Origin of the sequence: Pseudomonas sp. UBT (assembly GCF_050915955.1) — a bacterium.
Classification (GTDB): domain Bacteria; phylum Pseudomonadota; class Gammaproteobacteria; order Pseudomonadales; family Pseudomonadaceae; genus Aquipseudomonas; species Aquipseudomonas antarctica_A.
On sequence record NZ_CP168081.1, the window covers coordinates 490,942 to 507,943 of the forward strand.

Annotated in this window: 20 protein-coding genes and 1 pseudogene; 10 read left to right on the forward strand and 11 right to left on the reverse strand. The window is 54.7% G+C overall.

Going from position 1 to position 17,002, the window contains the following annotated elements:
• Positions 1-69: 69 nt before the first annotated feature.
• The gene (locus tag ACDZ94_RS26635; protein ID WP_221294711.1) at positions 70-855 is read right to left on the reverse strand and encodes a molybdopterin-dependent oxidoreductase; all 786 of its coding nucleotides are present in this window, start codon (positions 853-855) and stop codon (positions 70-72) included.
• Positions 852-1,490 carry a cytochrome b/b6 domain-containing protein gene (locus ACDZ94_RS26640; protein ID WP_259762533.1) on the reverse strand — a complete coding sequence of 213 codons (639 nt, stop codon included), beginning with the start codon at positions 1,488-1,490 and terminating at the stop codon, positions 852-854. The genes ACDZ94_RS26635 and ACDZ94_RS26640 overlap by 4 nt, the downstream gene beginning before the upstream one ends.
• A gap of 202 nt (positions 1,491-1,692) precedes the next feature.
• On the opposite strand from ACDZ94_RS26640, the gene ACDZ94_RS26645 reads away from it, so the two are divergent.
• Positions 1,693-2,565 (forward strand): patatin-like phospholipase family protein, encoded by an 873-nt coding sequence (locus ACDZ94_RS26645; protein WP_432751688.1) that lies wholly within the window; start codon positions 1,693-1,695, stop codon positions 2,563-2,565.
• Positions 2,566-2,689: 124 nt separating this feature from the next.
• Here ACDZ94_RS26645 and ACDZ94_RS26650 read toward each other — a convergent pair whose 3' ends face one another.
• Together ACDZ94_RS26650 and ACDZ94_RS26655 are read right to left on the reverse strand one after the other, a co-directional pair.
• Positions 2,690-3,052 (reverse strand): response regulator, encoded by a 363-nt coding sequence (locus tag ACDZ94_RS26650; protein ID WP_064452405.1) that lies wholly within the window; start codon positions 3,050-3,052, stop codon positions 2,690-2,692.
• Between the two features lie 44 nt (positions 3,053-3,096).
• Positions 3,097-4,518, reverse strand: coding sequence for an ATPase domain-containing protein (locus ACDZ94_RS26655; RefSeq protein ID WP_432751857.1), 1,422 nt, complete (start codon positions 4,516-4,518; stop codon positions 3,097-3,099).
• Between the two features lie 253 nt (positions 4,519-4,771).
• On the opposite strand from ACDZ94_RS26655, the pseudogene ACDZ94_RS26660 reads away from it, so the two are divergent.
• Positions 4,772-4,909: pseudogene (locus ACDZ94_RS26660) on the forward strand (inorganic diphosphatase); the annotation flags it as partial.
• A 272-nt stretch (positions 4,910-5,181) separates the two neighbouring features.
• Positions 5,182-5,745: a carboxymuconolactone decarboxylase family protein gene (locus ACDZ94_RS26665; protein WP_221294715.1), complete on the forward strand. Its 564-nt coding sequence runs from the start codon at positions 5,182-5,184 to the stop codon at positions 5,743-5,745.
• A 43-nt stretch (positions 5,746-5,788) separates the two neighbouring features.
• Here the strand turns inward: ACDZ94_RS26665 and ACDZ94_RS26670 are convergent, their stop codons facing one another.
• The 6 genes from ACDZ94_RS26670 to ACDZ94_RS26695 form a co-directional block, all read right to left on the reverse strand.
• Complete coding sequence (locus ACDZ94_RS26670) at positions 5,789-6,226, reverse strand: PAS domain-containing protein (protein ID WP_064452407.1); 438 nt, start codon at positions 6,224-6,226, stop codon at positions 5,789-5,791.
• Positions 6,227-6,446: 220 nt separating this feature from the next.
• Positions 6,447-7,157 (reverse strand): SDR family NAD(P)-dependent oxidoreductase, encoded by a 711-nt coding sequence (locus tag ACDZ94_RS26675; RefSeq protein ID WP_432751689.1) that lies wholly within the window; start codon positions 7,155-7,157, stop codon positions 6,447-6,449.
• A 36-nt stretch (positions 7,158-7,193) separates the two neighbouring features.
• The gene (gene folE / locus ACDZ94_RS26680; RefSeq protein ID WP_064452409.1) at positions 7,194-7,754 is read right to left on the reverse strand and encodes a GTP cyclohydrolase I FolE; all 561 of its coding nucleotides are present in this window, start codon (positions 7,752-7,754) and stop codon (positions 7,194-7,196) included.
• Between the two features lie 154 nt (positions 7,755-7,908).
• Positions 7,909-8,373 carry a thiol-disulfide oxidoreductase DCC family protein gene (locus tag ACDZ94_RS26685; RefSeq protein ID WP_432751690.1) on the reverse strand — a complete coding sequence of 155 codons (465 nt, stop codon included), beginning with the start codon at positions 8,371-8,373 and terminating at the stop codon, positions 7,909-7,911.
• Between the two features lie 268 nt (positions 8,374-8,641).
• A complete protein-coding gene (gene uraH, locus ACDZ94_RS26690) occupies positions 8,642-9,052 on the reverse strand; it encodes a hydroxyisourate hydrolase (protein WP_262664738.1) in 411 nt (136 codons plus the stop codon).
• 10 nt (positions 9,053-9,062) lie between these two features.
• Entirely contained in the window at positions 9,063-9,566 is a 504-nt protein-coding gene (locus ACDZ94_RS26695; RefSeq protein ID WP_064452412.1) for a GlcG/HbpS family heme-binding protein, read from the reverse strand.
• Between the two features lie 146 nt (positions 9,567-9,712).
• Between ACDZ94_RS26695 and ACDZ94_RS26700 the strand changes: the two genes are divergently transcribed.
• From ACDZ94_RS26700 to ACDZ94_RS26725, 6 genes are all read left to right on the forward strand, one after another.
• On the forward strand, positions 9,713-10,384 hold the full coding sequence (locus ACDZ94_RS26700; protein ID WP_064452413.1) for a heavy metal response regulator transcription factor: 672 nt from the start codon (positions 9,713-9,715) through the stop codon (positions 10,382-10,384).
• Positions 10,381-11,751, forward strand: a complete 1,371-nt coding sequence (locus tag ACDZ94_RS26705; RefSeq protein ID WP_432751858.1) for a heavy metal sensor histidine kinase — start codon at positions 10,381-10,383, stop codon at positions 11,749-11,751. Before ACDZ94_RS26700 ends, ACDZ94_RS26705 begins: the two co-directional genes overlap by 4 nt.
• A gap of 140 nt (positions 11,752-11,891) precedes the next feature.
• On the forward strand, positions 11,892-12,140 hold the full coding sequence (locus ACDZ94_RS26710) for a CsbD family protein (protein WP_064452415.1): 249 nt from the start codon (positions 11,892-11,894) through the stop codon (positions 12,138-12,140).
• 222 nt (positions 12,141-12,362) lie between these two features.
• Positions 12,363-13,013, forward strand: coding sequence for a dTMP kinase (locus ACDZ94_RS26715; protein ID WP_262664739.1), 651 nt, complete (start codon positions 12,363-12,365; stop codon positions 13,011-13,013).
• A 641-nt stretch (positions 13,014-13,654) separates the two neighbouring features.
• Complete coding sequence (locus ACDZ94_RS26720) at positions 13,655-14,290, forward strand: TetR/AcrR family transcriptional regulator (RefSeq protein ID WP_082895887.1); 636 nt, start codon at positions 13,655-13,657, stop codon at positions 14,288-14,290.
• Complete coding sequence (locus tag ACDZ94_RS26725; RefSeq protein ID WP_221294718.1) at positions 14,287-14,964, forward strand: glutathione S-transferase family protein; 678 nt, start codon at positions 14,287-14,289, stop codon at positions 14,962-14,964. The genes ACDZ94_RS26720 and ACDZ94_RS26725 overlap by 4 nt, the downstream gene beginning before the upstream one ends.
• Positions 14,965-15,182: 218 nt before the next feature.
• Here the strand turns inward: ACDZ94_RS26725 and ACDZ94_RS26730 are convergent, their stop codons facing one another.
• Complete coding sequence (locus ACDZ94_RS26730; RefSeq protein WP_432751691.1) at positions 15,183-16,244, reverse strand: SDR family oxidoreductase; 1,062 nt, start codon at positions 16,242-16,244, stop codon at positions 15,183-15,185.
• A 136-nt stretch (positions 16,245-16,380) separates the two neighbouring features.
• On the opposite strand from ACDZ94_RS26730, the gene ACDZ94_RS26735 reads away from it, so the two are divergent.
• Complete coding sequence (locus tag ACDZ94_RS26735) at positions 16,381-16,845, forward strand: DUF3429 domain-containing protein (protein ID WP_221294720.1); 465 nt, start codon at positions 16,381-16,383, stop codon at positions 16,843-16,845.
• Positions 16,846-17,002: the final 157 nt, after the last annotated feature.

Consider the following 17,002-nt stretch of genomic DNA (forward strand, 5'->3'; position numbering starts at 1 on the left):
GTGAAGCTCCTTGAGACTCAGGTTGCGAAAAAGCGCAGCCCGGGCTGCGCAATGGGGTTGCCACGGGCGTCAGCTGCCACCGAACCAGTTGTAGCCCTGGTCTTCCCAGTAACCACCCGGGTAGGTATTAGTGACGAAAATCGCTTGAATGTGTTTTGGGTTCTTGTAGCCAAGCTTGGTAGGCATGCGCAGCTTCATTGGGAAGCCATATTCACGCGGTAATACGGCACCGTCGTAGGTCAGCGTCAGCAGCGTTTGAGCATGTAGCGCCGTGGCCATGTCGATACTGGTGTAGTAATCGTCGGCACATTTGAAGCCGACGTACTTTGCGTCGGTGTCGGCCCCGACGCGTTTTAGGAAATCACTGAAGCGCACACCGCCCCAGCGCCCGATGGCGCTCCAGCCCTCGACACAGATGTGCCGGGTTATCTGATCGCTCTGTGCCATGGCACGCAGTTCCTCAAGCTTCCAGCTGCGCTTGTCGGCGACCATGCCGGTTACTTCCAATCGGTAGGTGTCCTCATCGACGGCAGGCGCTTCGTCGATGCCGTAGAAGGCATTGAAGGGAAATGGCCGCGTAATCATTGACTCTGCGTAGGTAGGGGCCATGGCGTTCGGGTTGAACAGCCAGCCTTGCACCCTGTCATTGAAGCGCGACATGGAGGACAGAGCCGTTTCAACGTGATCGTTATCGGAAATGTTGCAGCCGGACAGCATCGCCACGCCGCCCAAGGTCAAGCTACGCAGCAGGAAGGAGCGCCGCGAGCTATCTTCGACCTGGAGCGAAATAATTTTCCGTGCATCCTTCAAAATGGACGACTCATCCAGCGCTGGGCGTTGCTCACGCTTGCTCATACGCGCTCCTTATGGCCAACAATCATGGCCAATAAGGTCTTTGGAACCAGTGCGACCATCACCAAATGCACGGCGATAAAAGCTACCAACAAAGACATCGCAATGAAGTGCACATGCCGCGCGCTGTCGTAGCCACCCAGCAGTTCACGCAGAAGCGAAAACTGTACTGACTTCCACAAAACCAACCCGGAAATCACCAGAACTGTAATGTCGAGCATTACAAACAGATACGCCACACGCTGCACGTGGTTGTAATGGCTTATATCGTTATGCCCCAACCGCCCATGGAGTGCAGACCACAGGTCATTAAAAAAACCTTTGGGTGATACAGGAAAAAAACGTCGCGACAGACGGCCGCTAAAAAGATTGAAAAGTAGGTAGAAAAGGCTGACGACGACCAACATCCACATTGCTGCGAAATGCCATTGCAACGCGCCCCCGAGCCAGCCACCCAAGGTGATCGACGTGGGGAAATTAAAATCATAAAGGGGAGAGGCGTTGTAGATACGCCAGCCGCTGGTGACCATTACCAACACCGCCAAAGCGTTCAGCCAATGGGCCAATCTCAACCAGGCGGGATGGCTGCTTTGTGGGACTACAGGAGCAGCACGGGTTGTTTCAGGTGCGGCTTGCATTGGAGGAGACTCCAAACAGGAATAACGTCATAACCATTTGATCGAGTGTAGACGCTAACTCAAAACACGTTGCTCCTTTGAGGTGGGCGAATCGCTCCGTACGTCCCATATGCCTATCAGGCAGGTAGTCTCCATCCGAGCCAATGTCGCCAGTCAGCTAGGCTTGTAACGTCAGGAGGGCGTTATCAGAGAGGGTACGTCTATGCCAACTGTTAAAACTGCTCTTGTACTTGCTGGTGGTGGGAGCCTTGGCGCGGTTCAGGTCGGAATGTTACAGGCGCTCGTTGAGGCTGAGGTTTCATTCGACCTGGTGGTTGGTGCTTCGGTCGGAGCCATCAATGGTGCCTACTTCGCGGCCAGACCGAATGCTAAAGGCGTGAGCGAGCTTGCGGATTTCTGGCGCAGCTTACGTAAGTCGGATGTGTTTCCGTTCTCGGCACTCGACACCTTCAAGGGTATTCTGAATCGTCGCGGTCACCTGCTGAGTGCTTCGGCGCTGCATCGTTTAGTGCGCAGATCTCTCCCGGTCGAATTAATCGAAGAAACTGAACTACCCCTGCATATTGTCACCACCAATCTGCTCAGCGGCGCCGAAGAACTTCTGTCCAGTGGTAATGCTGAACAGGCCTTGCTCGCCAGTGCTGCGATTCCGTTAGTGTTTCCCAATGTCCGGGTGGGAGAAAAGTTCTTGGTCGATGGCGGTGTCACCAGTAACACGCCGATTTCCAGTGCGGTGACATTGGGGGCAACGCGAGTTGTAGTTCTACCCACCGGGTTCGGTTGTGCTTGCCTGTGCCCACCGAGCGGGCTCGTTGCGTTAGCCTTGCACACGCTTAACTTGATGAGTATGCGTCAACTGGTACGCGACATCGAATTGTACAAGGCGCGTGCAGCTATCCATGTAGTGCCGCCGCTGTGCCCACTGGATGCGTCAGTGTTCGATTTCAACCAGACAGATCAACTGCTGCAACGTGCGTATCAGTCAACCCAAGCCTGGATAGAAGAGGGCGGATTGATGCGCGACGGGGTACCCGATTCGTTACTCGCCCATACTCATCATGTTGGTGAGCGCTGACTTTAGCCACGCAGGCGGTTGCGGAGTTGCACACGAAGGACTACACGCTGCATCGTTGTGTTGAGCGCAAATGAGAGCCCTTTGAGTGACATGGCGGGCTCTCATGGCGTTGAACGGTTGCGCGCTATCCTGAAGCCAAGAGTTTTTTAACTTCGGCAATGATCAAATCGATATTGAATGGCTTTGCCAATACAGCATCGAACAAATCTGATCTCTGCATACCGATATGTGCCTGAGCACCGCTCATCAAGATGATCGGCAAATCATTCGCGCAAGGAAGGGCTCGGACGGCGGTGGCGAATTCCAGGCCGTCCATGACCGGCATCATGAAGTCGGTAATGATCAGGGCAGGCCGTTCTCTGTCCAGCACCTCGAGTCCTTTTCGACCATTGCTGGCCGTCACCACCATGAACCCCTCATCCTCCAGCGCGAAGCTGAGAATGTCAGCGATCAAATACTCGTCGTCGACGACCAGGATGGTGGTCATGTTAATTCAACCCACTTAAAAGCTTAAGAAATCGAACCGGGAGATCACTCAGTGGGGACTGGTGGTTCATGCCTTGAAGCCTTTTTCAGGAAAACGTCTTGATCTTGGATGACGACCTCAAATCGCGAGGGGTCATAAGCGCTATCTCGTAATTTAAGAATAGATAGCGTCCTGCTTAGTTCAGAGTGATTCTCAGAAAATCGCATCAGCATCAGGTTGTCGACGATGCTGGACAGGTCAGAGCTTGGTGCGCTGACCTCGGAGCCAAATAGATCGCGCATTTCCCAGGATGCAAACACTGTAACGCCCCGGGATCGCAGCTCGTTCATCAATGCACTGAAGAAGTCATTGATCCGCGCCGGATTTGTCGAGACTCTTGTCATACCGCCAAGGCTATCGATGAACAGGCGCTTGATGCCCTTTGCTTCAACGATACTCAGCAGGCGTGCGCCCAGTCCATCCAGCAGGCCTTCCGTAGTAGGCTGCCAGGCAATGGTCAGCGCGCCGCTGTCTTCCATACCTTTGATATCGATACCCAGTGATTGGCCTTTGAGTCGCAACCGTTGCGGGCTCTCGTAGAAGCCAAAATGCAGCCCCGGAGTTTCCACCGTCGACTCGGCCAGGAATTTGAGACCCAGCGTGGTTTTACCTATCCCGGAGGGGCCCATGACCAGAGACACACTGGAACTGTAAAGGCCTCCGCCCAGTATGCTGTCCAGTGATCCAATACCACTGGCAATACGCGTCATGTCGGCGCTGTCGGGGGCGGACGGGTGGCTATAAAGGCTTTCGAGACGCGGGTAAACCACCAATCCATTGTCCGTGATTTCACACTCATGCAGACCGGTCATTGCTCCGCTGCCACGGGTTTTACGCAGTTGAATACGACGTGCTGAGCGCGTTCCATATAGCTCTTCGCCCATCTCGATTACGCCATCAACCATGGTGTGCTCAGGGCTACCGTCGTCGAGCCGGGAGCTGGTGAGAAACAGCACCGTGCAACCCGCGAAAGCGGCATGCCCCTGCAATTCGGAGATGAACTTCTTTGTGTCGATCGGCGAGTCGGCTTTTGAGCGCGCATTGAGCAGACCGTCGACTACCATCACCGTGGCTTTTTGACGGCTTATTTCGCGCCGAAGCAGCTTTACTACTTCATCCAGACCTTCGTTTTCCAGAGTGTCAAACGCGCTGACAAATTGAATGTCGGCGCCGACTTTGGACGCGTCGAAAAAGCTCAGGGTAGAAAGAAATTGAAAAAGACGGTCATGTGACTCGGCCAATAGCGTGGCGACCAGAACCCGACCTCCATTGTTCGCATGATGGAACCCAAGCTGGTTGGCGAGGATCGTTTTGCCAGACCCTGGGCGCCCTTGGATTATGTATGAAGCGCCTGCGACCAGCCCTCCCTTGAGCAGAGCGTCGAGCCCTTCTATTCCACTTTGGAGGCGTATTAGCTTTTCCACGATGCGACCCTGATCTGAAAAACAGGCTGTTTAAGCCGAGTGGGCGGAATGCTAACGCTATTTTCGCTCTGGAGCCATTCACGCCTAAAGCATGGTTGGTTATGTGCGTTGTCCGTCGCATTCCAAGGCCGCCTTTTACTCGGCCTTTGTCCCTCTAACGTCAAACTTCCCAGCAAATGACCCTCTCGCCTTGCAGTGATTCAATTTCACTCCATGAATTCTTGACCGTTATCGAGATTCCTGAAAACCACTCGCCCCAGATACGTTGAGCGATGACGTTGATCCTTTGGGCGTCTTGGTGATTTGCCTTTATCCGGTATCGCCAGGTGTTGTTATCCGCAGTCGCCCGGTAGGTGTGATGAGCAGGACGGACGAAGCGGGTGCGGATGCCAAATAAAACGTCAACACTCACCCGATTTTGTTGTACATGGATAAATGTCGCGTATAAGTTTTGTGTTGCCTTTTAAGGCGCGTTCAGGCGCAAAACGCTCCGGTGATTGATGTGCAGGTACCTGCCTGAATCGGATCGATGACTGAAGCGGATCATGGGATCGCAACGGCCGACGGTTTTATCCGAGCAGCACATTGAGTCCCGTCATGGGAAGAATCGCTGCAACTATCCTCTTGGAACGTGGCTCCGAGGTGGGCCTTAAAGGAAAATTAGCTATGACCCTACAATCGCGCCTCAGCCCACTTTCTGAAGAACAGATGGATGAATCACAGAGAGCTGTCCTCAGGGAGATTATCAGTGGCCCACGAGGTAACCTTGACGGCCCGTTTTTAGCCTGGATTCACAGTCCCGAGCTTGCCAACCATGCGCAAAAGTTGGGTGCGTTTTGCCGATACGGTACGCGCGTGGAGCTTCGATTGACCGAGCTGGCAATTCTTGTCACTGCCGCCTGGTGGCAGTCCCAGGCCGAGTGGCAAATTCACGAGCCCATTGCCCGCAGCGCGGGTGTGTCAGACAGCATCATCGAGTCGCTCAAGCAGCAGGTTTTGCCCGAGTTTCAGCAGGATGACGAACGTATTGTTTATCGTCTGGGGAGGGCGCTCTATGAGCATCGTCGGGTTGATGATGCTCTGTACACCGACGCCGTCAGTACGCTTGGCGAGCCTGCTGTGGTTGAGTTGATAGGTGTCTACGGGTACTACGCGTTTGTGGCGATGACACTCAATGTTTTTGCCGTGCGACGCGATGGAGATGCACCACTGCCATTCCCTGAACCCTAGGGCTTGCTGAGGCGAGTTAAGTCTCTATTCAGGCCGCTCATGGCTATTGAGCCAGTTGAGCCTTCAAGCTGGCGACTTGCGCTTCAAGTTCACGCACGCGTTCGCGGGCCTCAAATTCGACGCTGACGTCCTTCTGGATGCCGATGTAATAGGTAAGCTGGTCCGCCTCGTTAAAAACCGGAGTAATCGACAGCTCATTCCAGAAGGCGCTACCGTCCTTGCGATAGTTCCGAATGATTTGCCGGCAGGGCTGAAGGTTCTTAATGGCCTCGCGAATAGCGGCGAGGCCGGCCTGGTCACGGTCATCCCCCTGCAGGAAGCGGCAGTCCTGGTACAGCGTTTCGTCGGCGCTATAGCCTGTAAGGCGCAGGAAGGCGGGGTTGGCGTAGATCAGTATGTTCTCATCGCCTTCCTGCTCCGCAACGACGATGCCATCGTTTGATGCTTCAACAACCAGTTTCAGCAGTTCTGCGTTGATCATTTTCCGAGCCCCAGTAAATTTCACATCATTTTAGGACAATTTGGGGGGCAAGAAGGTTTTCGAGATCATTTGAAAGTATCCCTGTGACTTACCGAGACATTGCCGACGATTCGATGTGCCCTTCATCTGAGCCGCAAATCTCATCATGGGCGCACTGCAACAACCTGAGTCGATCATTGATGATCGGTCAGCCCCTATAGGTTCAAGGTCCACTCCCTGCTTACCAGGGGAGACGTTCGCCGTTATAAGCGAAGAAATTGCCGCTGTCGGCAGGCGCCAAGCGGTCAATCAGAGATAACAACTCATGGGCAGCAATGTTCGCCGGCCTGGCTGCCGAGGCACCACGAAACGGGTGTGACAGGCCCGAAATTACCGTGCCGGGATGCAGGCTCAACAAGCGGGTCTGAGGGCGGGTTCGTGCCAGTTCGATGGCAGCCGTTTTAATCAGCATGTTCAGTGCTGCCTTGGAGGCACGATAGGCGTACCAGCCGCCCAGGCGGTTATCGCCGATGCTGCCTACCTTGGCAGAGAGCATCGCCATTGCGCCATGAGCATCCAGCAACGGCAGGAAGTGACGCAAAACCAGCGCAGGCCCGAACGTATTGACTTGAAAGACCGACTGCAACGCGTCTGCTGCAATCGCGGAGTAGCTTTTTTCAGGCTTTATTTCGTCGCGATGAAGCAGGCCTGCAGCATGCACGATCAACTGGTACGGTGCTTCTTCAGTCAATTCGGCTGCCGCTCTGGCGATACTGTCGGGATCCTCCAGATCAAGGCATGGAACACTGTTGCGCCCCAACTCACGAACATACGCACACCGTGGATCCTGATTGAGCAACTCACAAAAAGCCGAGCCGAGCGCGCCACTGGCGCCTATCACGAGGGCACGATAGCCCTCACCAAGGGAGTTCATCGTCAAGTGACTGTTCATCCAGGCTCTCCTGCGGTCTGATGCGATTTGTTGGTGTTAACCCAGTCGCCCTATCAGTTGCAGGAACTCGTGACGCGTCGCAGAGGACTCGCGAAAGGCGCCCAGCATCACGGATGAGGTCATCACCGAATTTTGTTTTTCTACGCCCCGCATCATCATGCACATGTGCTTCGCTTCAATGACCACCGCCACGCCGGCGGCATCGGTGATGTGCTGAATGGCGTCGGCAATTTGTTTGGTCAGGTTTTCCTGGATCTGCAGGCGACGGGCGAACATATCCACCACTCGGGCCACTTTCGACAGGCCCAGTACCCTGCCGGTGGGGATGTACGCTACATGAGCCTTGCCGATGAAGGGCAGCATGTGATGCTCACACAATGAATACAGTTCGATGTCGCGCACGATGACCATTTCATCGTTTTGCGACTCGAACAATGCGCCATTGATCACTTCCTCCAGACTCATTGTGTAGCCATTGCACAGGTACTGCATCGCTTTGGCGGCGCGCTTGGGGGTGTCCAGCAGCCCTTCACGCTCAGGGTTCTCGCCTACGCCGACGAGAATTTCACGGTAATGTTCGGCTAATGATGGGTTCATCTTAATTCCTCGCAGCCATGCTGCGCTGTATGTGTCGGCAATCCTTGGCGGTAGGAGAGTATCTGCTGCGCACGATCTGACGCAGATGACACAGGGTTCGCCAGATCAGCCATGACCCAGGTTCTGCGTCGGGGCCATGACCAGGCGAAACTTTCTAGGTCTGCTTGGTTTTCAACGTTGACGGCTCGTCTGATGCGGGTTTGGACGCTGGCACCGTGCAACGGTTATCGACACAGCGGCGACCACTGTCTGGGTGGGGTAACCACGCCAAATGGGGCCGTAAGCGGCAGAAAAGGCGATAACCCAGTTCAAGCAACGGGCGCAATGCACGCCACGTCAGTGGCGCTGCCCAAAAACCCAAACCGGCGGCTCGCCAGCTCCACAGGGTGGCGTCCAGGCCGGTTACCCAGCGTCCGTCAGCGAAACGGGCGTGCAACGACGACTGCATGTGCTCGAACGTAAACCCGAGTGCCTCGGCATCGAATGCACCGCTGCTGATGTCCACAAAAACCAGTCGATCCTTCACCGCGTGCCCGCGCAGGTACTTGATTTCGCGCGCACACAGAGGGCATTCACCGTCAAAGTACAGCGTCAGCGGCCAATTCATTTTGTTGTACATCGACAAGGCCTTTGTATAAGTTTTATACAAGATATGCCGAAAGAAACAGCCTGACAATGGGCAGTGTTTTTTTACTGCGCTAAGGACGGTGATGCCCAGTTTTGTGAAGGGACTGCCTGTGCCTTCGATAGGAAGGTGGCGGCGAGCTAGGCGAAGGCGTTCATGTTCGGGGGGAGGGCCCAACCGGTCATTTCCAGCAAAGCGGGGCGTGCAAAAAAATGCCGCCCATGGGATGAGGGGCGGCCTTGTCTCTTTGTCCGGTAGAAGCTCAATTCCCTCTGTAGGTAGAGAAACCGTAGGGGCTGAGCAGTAATGGGATGTGGTAGTGCGCAAGGGTGCCGTCCACCTCAAAAATGACCGGCACCTCCGGAAAGAAACTTGAGATCTTGTGAGCTTTGAACCACTCACCGGTTTTGAAGGTGACACGGTAGGTGCCTTTTTCCAGGGCCTGACCTTCGGGGTAAAGCCCGGGAATACGACCTTGCTCGTTTGTCGCTGCGCTGTTGAGCATGTTCCAGTGCTCGCCGTCCTGTTTTTCCAGCGTGACATTGACACCCGGGGACGGCAAACCATCTTGTAAGTTGAGTACATGCACACTGAGCGGGTTTCCTGCCGCTGATGCCAGTGACGATACGACACTCAATACCACGCCAGCGAAGAGTGCTTTTAATACAGTCATGATGATGTCCTTAGTTTTTAACAGCAGGTAAAATTTTGTTGATAGCGACTAATGCGCAACCTTCGTCGAATGCGGCCCCACCGGCACCAGCCACTCCGATAGCGCCAATGACTTGCCCTTCAAACAACAGCGGGACTCCACCGCCCAGCAGCAATAGTTCACCCAGGGTGTTGAGGTTTTCAGCATCGGGTGTACTGCGAGCACGCTCTGCCAATAGTCGTGTTGGCGTCTTGGTCGACAGGGCGGTATAGGCCTTGCGTTGGGCCGCTAATGTGTTGTGTGGGCCAACGTTATCGTCGCGCTGCAGGGCAACTAAATTGCCTCCGCGGTCGACAATTGCAGCAACACCTGTGCGGCCATCGGCATGGCACGCTGCCAGCGCGGCATTTAGCAAATCATTGGCCATTGCCAGTGACACGTCGTTGCGCTGCACAACTTGAGCCGGGGCTGCAACGGCGAGCGCAGAGCTCATTGCGAGTGACATCAGCAATGAAGTCGATAGGCTTATACGCATGCGTTTTCCTTTGTTTTGTCTGGCTGGGTCATAGCCAGGCATGATGACCCGTGCACTCCGTCAGAATGATTGCCTCATGATTACCAAGATGTAATGTGCCAAACCGGTCGGGCGCGCTAGCCTATGCTCCCGGTTTGGAGGAAGAGATGCGTATCCTGGTCGTTGAAGATGAAGCGAAAACAGCGGATTACCTGCACAAAGCCCTGACTGAATCGGGCTACGTGGTTGAGGTCGCCCTGGATGGCCTGGAGGGTCAGTACCTGGCGCAGGAAAGTGAGTTCGACTTGATCATCCTGGACGTCATGCTGCCGGGCCTGGACGGATGGCAATTGCTTCAGATTATTCGGCGCAAGTGGCAAACCCCGGTGCTTTTTCTTACCGCCAGGGACTCTGTGGAGGATCGGGTCAAGGGGCTTGAGTCTGGCGCCGATGATTACCTGGTCAAACCTTTTTCCTATGCCGAGTTGTTGGCACGCGTACGTACTCTGCTGCGCAGGGGGCCGCCCCGTGAGGTCGAGCAGTTCCTGGTTGCAGACCTGAGCCTGGATCTGTTGCGGCGTAAGGTTACGCGCAGGGGAGAGCGCCTGACCTTAACCAACAAGGAGTTTGCCCTGTTGCACCTGCTGGTCAGTCGTGAAGGGGAGGTGCTATCGCGCTCGTTGATTGCCTCACAGGTCTGGCAGATGAACTTTGACAGTGATACCAATGTGGTCGACGTTGCCATCCGGCGTCTGCGCGCCAAGGTTGACGATCCTTACCCGCTTAAATTGATACACACAGTGCGTGGCATCGGCTACATGCTCGAGGTGCAATCCTGAAACTGTTCCCGCGTGCCTTGAGCTTGCGCCTGGCAGTCATGTTCGCGTTGGTCAGTGCGCTGCTGCTGGGCTCGATTGGTTTTTATCTTTATCAGTCGTTACAGCGAGAAATCGCGTGGCGCGATGACCAGGCCCTGCTTGGGCGCCTGGAGCGCATGCAGGCGTTGATCAATGACAGTGTCAGCGTCGAGCAACTCAGAAATCGGCCCACGCTCTACGAAAATATGCTTGGCAATCGCGACAACCTGCTGTGGATTGTCGATGACACGGGCCAGTTGCTGATCGAAATCAACCCCGTAAGCATGAGCTTGCCCACGTTACCAGCGGCTGCCCAGGCCCGGCTCGGTGACGGCCATGCCTCGCAGGCAGTGCGACTTGCCTGGAAAGATGTCATGCAGGGCGGGCGCGGCTTGACCCTTATTGCGGGCAAGTTGTTAAGTGAGCGTGAGCAGATGCTGGGGGCTTATCGACTCAAACTCTGGCTGGCCATGTCAGTCGGCGCGCTGTTGGCTTTTTTGCTCGGCGGGTGGGTCAGTCGACGAGGCTTGCAACCTGTGCGCAGGCTGGCGCAGCGCGCAACCGGCATTGATGTACAGCATCTGCATCTGCGGCTGGATGAGTTCAATGAAATGAGTGAACTGCAAGCGCTCAGCCATGCACTTAATCAAATGCTTGCACGCCTTGAAGAAGGGTTCGCCCAGCTCTCACGATTCTCGGAAGACCTCGCCCATGAGATGCGTACCCCGCTCAGTAATCTGATGGGGCATACCCAACACAGCCTGAGGCACAGTCGTTCAATCGAGGACTACCAGAACCTGCTGGTATCCAATCAAGAGGAATATGAGCGGCTGGCGCGAATGATCGACAGCATGCTGTTTCTTGCGCGTACCGAGCAGTCGCAAGCATCCGTGCATGACGAGCGCATCAACCTGCATGATCTGGTCGAACAGTTGTGCGAGTATTTCGAGGGCGTTGCGCAAGAGCGCAATGTAACGCTGATCAATCATGCCCATGCTGAATTGCGGGCTGATCCGGCCTTGATCCGTCGAGCATTGGCTAACGTGGTGGCCAATGCACTGCGCTACGGAGCTCCCGCTGCGGACGTGATTATCAACAGTGTGGTGCGGGAGGACTGGGTTGAAGTCTCTGTGCACAACCAAGGCCCGCCGATTTCAGCGGAGCATCTACCGCGACTGTTTGAACGCTTCTACAGGTGCGACCCATCACGCAATCAGCCAGATGACTCCGGTGGCCTGGGGTTAGCAATCGTTCACTCAATTATGCAGTTACATGGCGGTCGGGTGACCGTAGACAGCAGTCCAGCAGGAACGAGCTTTTGCTTGGCGTTTCCTGTTCGAAACGGTTGATAAGTCGGTTTCTGCGAACGGCTCCTGAGGCTCATCCATTCTGAACTAATCATAATGCCCATCACCCTAACGCTGTGCAAATAGCCCCCAGGTTAGTTCGACCCTGAGCTAACCCCTTACACGCGAAGGTTTGGTGAATCATGAAGAGTGAACAAGTCGAAGGTGTTGCAGAAAAACTTGCCGGGAAGGCGCAGAGCGCGGTCGGGAAACTGTTGGGTGATTCGAAAATTGAAGCTGAAGGTGCCGGTCGCCAGGCTGCTGGTCAGTTGACCCAGACCTATGGTGACGCACTGGACAGCGTATCTACGTTCGTTAAAGAGAAGCCTGTTGCCGCACTTGCAATCGGCGCAGTGGCCCTGCTGGTGCTGGACCGTTTCCTGCGCCGTTGAGCCGCGAGGAGACGTTTTCAGTGGTTTTCACCTCGTACTCCCCAGGGTTGTCTATCTGGAGAGTGTGAGACCCTGGACTTTGGGAACCTTTAGCCAGAAAGCGGGGTAGAGTGTTCATCACTGTCTGTTCATAAGAACCCTCCACTCGATTCGCGTAGTCGCGCCAAGCGGTTTCAACGAACGAATCGGGCAAAAAAACGTATATCACTCGTTGTTTGAAGAATGAATCGTCCGCTGTTTGTTTCTCTCGATGGGCCCAAAGGCACTGGCAAAACCACACTGTTGGAGGCCGTTACGAAAGTACTGAGGGCAGACAACAAAAAGGTGATCCGGCTTTGCGAGAAAAAAAGCGATCCCTATAGGGGTGAAACAATGGCCCTCGTTAACAAGCTCGTCAGAAATCCCTCCCGGGATTTGGAGCTGGGGGTTTGTGAGCGCTTTGCTGATAGCCGTAACTGGATTTCCCAGCACGTTCTGGCTAAACAGCCACCTGGCAGCATCATTTTGATCGATCGCTGGTACCCGTCTGATGCCGCGTTTCGCCGGACAATCGCGTTTGCAGAGATTCTACAGTTGAACATTGATCGAAACGTGCGTGTCCCAGACCTGCATGTCGGGGTTGTCACCGCCCCTGATATTTCATGGGCGAGGGCAGCGGCGCGCCGGCGCGGGCTGAGCAGTACCGTAATCCATAAGCTGGAAGAACATGTCGCTTGTACCAGGTCGTTCGAGCAAGCGGTTGCAGATCACGGCTGGGTTTTATGCCGTAATGAAGGATCGATCGAAGACGCGACGATGCAGGTGGTTTCGGAGATTTATAGAGTCCTTCGATGTCCCTGGACGAAGTTTGCTGCGCCGGCCTTGATGCGGTGAGATAGCCGTTGCGAGGAGATGAATTGCCGCCCTTTGCCCAGTAGGATCACGGGCCGCGCATTGGAAAGATGGACTTCGTTGTGGGCAATGTGATTGCCAACCTCATCTAAAGCCGACTGGACTCGCCCGAGATGACGCGCGATTAGAGTTTGAACTGATGCACAATTTCCAATAAACGCTCGGCGTCTGCGCCGCTTTCGCGTCCGCGCTTAATGCCCACTGGACGCTTCAGTGTTCGACTTCAACCAGACAGACCAACTGCTGCAGCTTACTTATCAGTGAACCCAAGCCTGGATAGAAGAGGGCGGATTCATTCGCGACGGGATACCCGATTCGTTACTCGCCCATACTCATCATTTTGGTAAAGAGTGATCTTCGCCTCTCAAAAGGCAGGTTAACCGATTGCATGCGACGGTAGATGACCCTGGCGCTGAATGGTTGGTTCACGTGCTCCGCCTATTCACTTGATGACAAGGGTGCGAGTCGATATCAAAAATTGACCAGTTCTTGCTCCTCCATTCGAGAGTTCTTCCGTGCGCATCTCTGGTCAGTGAAGTTCGGAGATGTGAAATTCGTTTTGTGGTGATCGATACAAAACCTGTGCTATGGTCAACAACAGTTCTCAAATGCGTGCGAAAACCATGGCCCGTCCCCGTACATTCGATGAGTCGACGGTTTTAACAGCCGTCGCTGAAGCGTTCTGGACGCAGGGCTACGAGGCCACCTCGACCCGAGACCTCGTCAATCGCACAGGGCTCAATCAGCCAAGCCTTTACAACGCGTTTGGCGACAAACGTAGTCTTTACCGTCGCGCCCTCGTGCACTATCTGGAGTGCAGTGTGCGTGATCGAATTCGGCGCCTTGAAGCTCTGCCAAACGCGGGAATGGCCATAACTGGGTTCTTCGCAGAGGTATTGAGTCGCACACTCAACGATCCTTTTCATCGTGGGTGTCTGTTGGTGAATTCTGCCCTCGAAGCAAATGCAGAAGACATGGATTTGCGACAGGCCGTCGCAGAAGAATTCGACGCCATTCGCAGTTTTTTTGAAGGCCGCCTGCAAGCCTTCCGCCTGCAATCTGTCGATTCTGTCGAGATTGATGTGAAGCAGGGGGCGCATCATTTGCTGAGTGTGTTACTTGGTATTCGAGTTTTGGCTCGGATTAATCCCGATCCTGCGTGTGTAACAGACGCCATTGGTATTGCAATCAAAAGCCTGGGTCTTCCTCCCTTGGCTTTAGCGATGTTCACTGAAAACCACTGCACGGAGTCAATATGATCAAACTCTACTATCACCCGTCTCCTAACCCCGCGAAGGTTGCGCTGTTCTTGGAGGAGTCAGGCCTTGAGTACGAACTCATCCCTGTTGATACGCGCAAGGGTGAACAGCACGATCCGGCGTTTCTTAAGATCAATCCGAATGCCAAGACACCGGCTCTGATTGATGGTGATAACGTGGTATTCGACAGCAACGCCATACTGCTCTATCTAGCCGAAAAGACCGGGATGTTCCTGCCTGCTGACAATCTCAAGGCGCGAGGGGAGATGTACTCCTGGCTCATGTTCGTCGCGACCGGCATCGGCCCGTACTCTGGACAGGCTGTCCACTTTAAGCACTTCGCACCTGAGCCAAAAGACTACGCCGTTACCCGCTACACCTTCGAAGCCTGGCGTCACTGGACCATCATCAACGAGCACCTGGCCAAACAGCCTTACATGCTCGGAAGCGAGTACACGCTGGTGGACATGGCCGTATGGGGGTGGGCGCGCGCGGTACCTTTCATCCTAGGTAATGACGCTTGGGTAAAACTTCCAAACGTGAAACGGCTCCTTGATGACATCAATGCTCGACCGGCAGCACAGCGAACCGAAGAGCTGAAGACCCAGCACAGTTACAAGACCGAGATGGATGCTGACGCGCGTAAGGCAATGTTCCCTCAGATTACTCAGTAGACGCGCCAGATCATGATCGACTGGCATTGCTGGACTGCCGCCTAAGGGGTAGAGATTTCATGTTCTTTTAGGTATCCGGGCTTCCGCACGCCATTGCTCCAGTGAGCATTGGTATAAAAATGGAGCAATTTGCTCGGTTCAAGACTGCGGGCCCCTAAAAGGGGCCCGCACCGTTCGGCCTCTACTTATTCACAGTGCTTTATCCGTTGTGGCACGAACTAGGGTATCAAGCTCATCTCGCGTAGTTTGTCGAACACATCGAAGAATGCTTGATCGCTCGCTTGGTAGGCGGTGAAGCCCATTGCACGGCTTTTCGACATATCAGTGACGACTTCGATTGGTCGACCAAGGTCTGCATCGGTATGCCATGGGGATATCAGGCGACCAATATCGGCTTGTTTCAAGCCGTACTCCGCGACTATCTGCGTCCACATGGCTTGGTCGTCAGCCATTTGCTTCTCAAGAGGTGAGAGTGAGGCGGGATAATCGGCAGCAGGCAAGTCGAAGTATTCGGCAATTCGGCTCCACATCCATTTCCAGCGAAACACATCACCATTAGTGACATTGAATGCCTGGTTGGCCGCAGCCGGCGTGGTGGCCGCCCACAGTTGTTGTTTCGCCAATTGCCGTGCATCCGTCATATCGGTGAGGCTGTCCCACTGCACTCTTGATCCCGGAAATACAAAAGCGCGATTGGTTTGTTTGCAAATCGAGGCGTAGACGGCGAGGGTGGTTGCCATATTCATCGCGTTGCCTACGGCAACCCCGGTGACGGTATGCGGGCGATGAACGCTCCATGTGAAGCCGTCCTCTTCAGCAGCGGCGAAAAGTTCGTCCTCTTGGGCGTAATAGAAATTCTCTACATTCAGACGACCCTGCTCTTCGCGGAACGGTGTTTGCGGAAGGCTGCCTTTACCGTAGGCTTCGAAAGGGCCGAGGTAGTGTTTCAGGCCAGTAACCAGTGCTACGTGCTCAACGCTCTTGGCTGGCCGAATGGCGGCAAGCACGTTGCGTACCATGGCGGCATTAACGCGAATGTTTTCGGCCTCCGTGGCTTGCCGTGACCATGTGGTGATGAACACATGAGTGGGTTTCAAATCCGCCAGCGCATGTTCCAGCGAAGCAGGATCCTGAAGGTCTGCCGCGACGGGGATCACGCCTTGCAATTGTGACGGATGCCTCGATAGCGCGGCGACCTGCCAATTGTTGTCGATGAGTAATTGAGTAATGGCGCTGCCGACGATGCCGCTGGCGCCGACGACCAAAGCTGTTTGGCTCATAAGGTTCTCCTGGATTTAGATCTGGGAGTCCACCTAGGCAACAGAGGTTCAACCTAAACCGGATCCGTACAATATCTCGCCCAAGGGGGGCTTTTGGGCCTACAGTCTTGAGTGTCGCTCACTGCAAGGAATACAAATGAACGTGTTGCCTTCAACGTCTCCGCCAAAGCACGTCAGCCTGCTGGGTTATGGCGGTCTGTTGCCGTTTATTTTTCTGGCGCTGCTGATCCCGTTCTCACTCGACTATCGGCCGTTGTTTGCGATTGCGCTTGTTAACTATGGCGCAGTCATCCTGAGCTTCGTCGGCGCCTTACACTGGGGCTTCGCCATGACCGTGCGAGACATGAGCGCCGAGGAGGGCAGAGACCGGTTTATCTGGAGTGTCATTCCGGCGCTTATTGCTTGGATTGCCACGTTATTGCCAATGCCATTGGGTTGCTTGCTATTGGTCATCGGCTTAGTTGTCCACCTCTGGCAGGACAAGCAGGTATTGCGGGTTATGAGCTTGCCCGCTTGGTACCAGCCAATGCGATTACGGCTTACCTTCGTGGCAAGCGTCTGCTTGCTGCTTGCCGCGCTTGTGGAGGTGCTTCATTTATGAAGCCTCGCGTGCCCGGCGCGTTGCCCGTGCTTGGTAGCTGCTTATCGCGGTTGATGCGCTTTGGCAGTTTGGCCTAGAGCGTCGCGGGCGGCATGCTAGCCGAAGGCGCTGAGCATTGGGTTCAGGGCAAACGTCCGGAACTCATAGAACTGCTGTT

Bases quoted from the DNA above. Each gene is read 5' to 3' on its own strand.
- ACDZ94_RS26695 (WP_064452412.1), bottom strand. From the start codon at position 9,566: ATGCGTATAAGCCTATCGACTTCATTGCTGATGTCACTCGCAATGAGC.
- ACDZ94_RS26715 (WP_262664739.1), top strand. From the start codon at position 12,363: ATGAATCGTCCGCTGTTTGTTTCTCTCGATGGGCCCAAAGGCACTGGC.
- ACDZ94_RS26725 (WP_221294718.1), top strand. From the start codon at position 14,287: ATGATCAAACTCTACTATCACCCGTCTCCTAACCCCGCGAAGGTTGCG.
- ACDZ94_RS26735 (WP_221294720.1), top strand. From the start codon at position 16,381: ATGAACGTGTTGCCTTCAACGTCTCCGCCAAAGCACGTCAGCCTGCTG.
- ACDZ94_RS26665 (WP_221294715.1), top strand. From the start codon at position 5,182: ATGACCCTACAATCGCGCCTCAGCCCACTTTCTGAAGAACAGATGGAT.
- ACDZ94_RS26685 (WP_432751690.1), bottom strand. From the start codon at position 8,373: ATGTACAACAAAATGAATTGGCCGCTGACGCTGTACTTTGACGGTGAA.
- ACDZ94_RS26640 (WP_259762533.1), bottom strand. From the start codon at position 1,490: ATGCAAGCCGCACCTGAAACAACCCGTGCTGCTCCTGTAGTCCCACAA.
- uraH (WP_262664738.1), bottom strand. From the start codon at position 9,052: ATGACTGTATTAAAAGCACTCTTCGCTGGCGTGGTATTGAGTGTCGTA.
- ACDZ94_RS26650 (WP_064452405.1), bottom strand. From the start codon at position 3,052: ATGACCACCATCCTGGTCGTCGACGACGAGTATTTGATCGCTGACATT.
- ACDZ94_RS26700 (WP_064452413.1), top strand. From the start codon at position 9,713: ATGCGTATCCTGGTCGTTGAAGATGAAGCGAAAACAGCGGATTACCTG.
- ACDZ94_RS26635 (WP_221294711.1), bottom strand. From the start codon at position 855: ATGAGCAAGCGTGAGCAACGCCCAGCGCTGGATGAGTCGTCCATTTTG.
- ACDZ94_RS26710 (WP_064452415.1), top strand. From the start codon at position 11,892: ATGAAGAGTGAACAAGTCGAAGGTGTTGCAGAAAAACTTGCCGGGAAG.
- ACDZ94_RS26675 (WP_432751689.1), bottom strand. From the start codon at position 7,157: ATGAACAGTCACTTGACGATGAACTCCCTTGGTGAGGGCTATCGTGCC.
- ACDZ94_RS26645 (WP_432751688.1), top strand. From the start codon at position 1,693: ATGCCAACTGTTAAAACTGCTCTTGTACTTGCTGGTGGTGGGAGCCTT.
- folE (WP_064452409.1), bottom strand. From the start codon at position 7,754: ATGAACCCATCATTAGCCGAACATTACCGTGAAATTCTCGTCGGCGTA.
- ACDZ94_RS26720 (WP_082895887.1), top strand. From the start codon at position 13,655: ATGGCCCGTCCCCGTACATTCGATGAGTCGACGGTTTTAACAGCCGTC.
- ACDZ94_RS26730 (WP_432751691.1), bottom strand. From the start codon at position 16,244: ATGAGCCAAACAGCTTTGGTCGTCGGCGCCAGCGGCATCGTCGGCAGC.
- ACDZ94_RS26670 (WP_064452407.1), bottom strand. From the start codon at position 6,226: ATGATCAACGCAGAACTGCTGAAACTGGTTGTTGAAGCATCAAACGAT.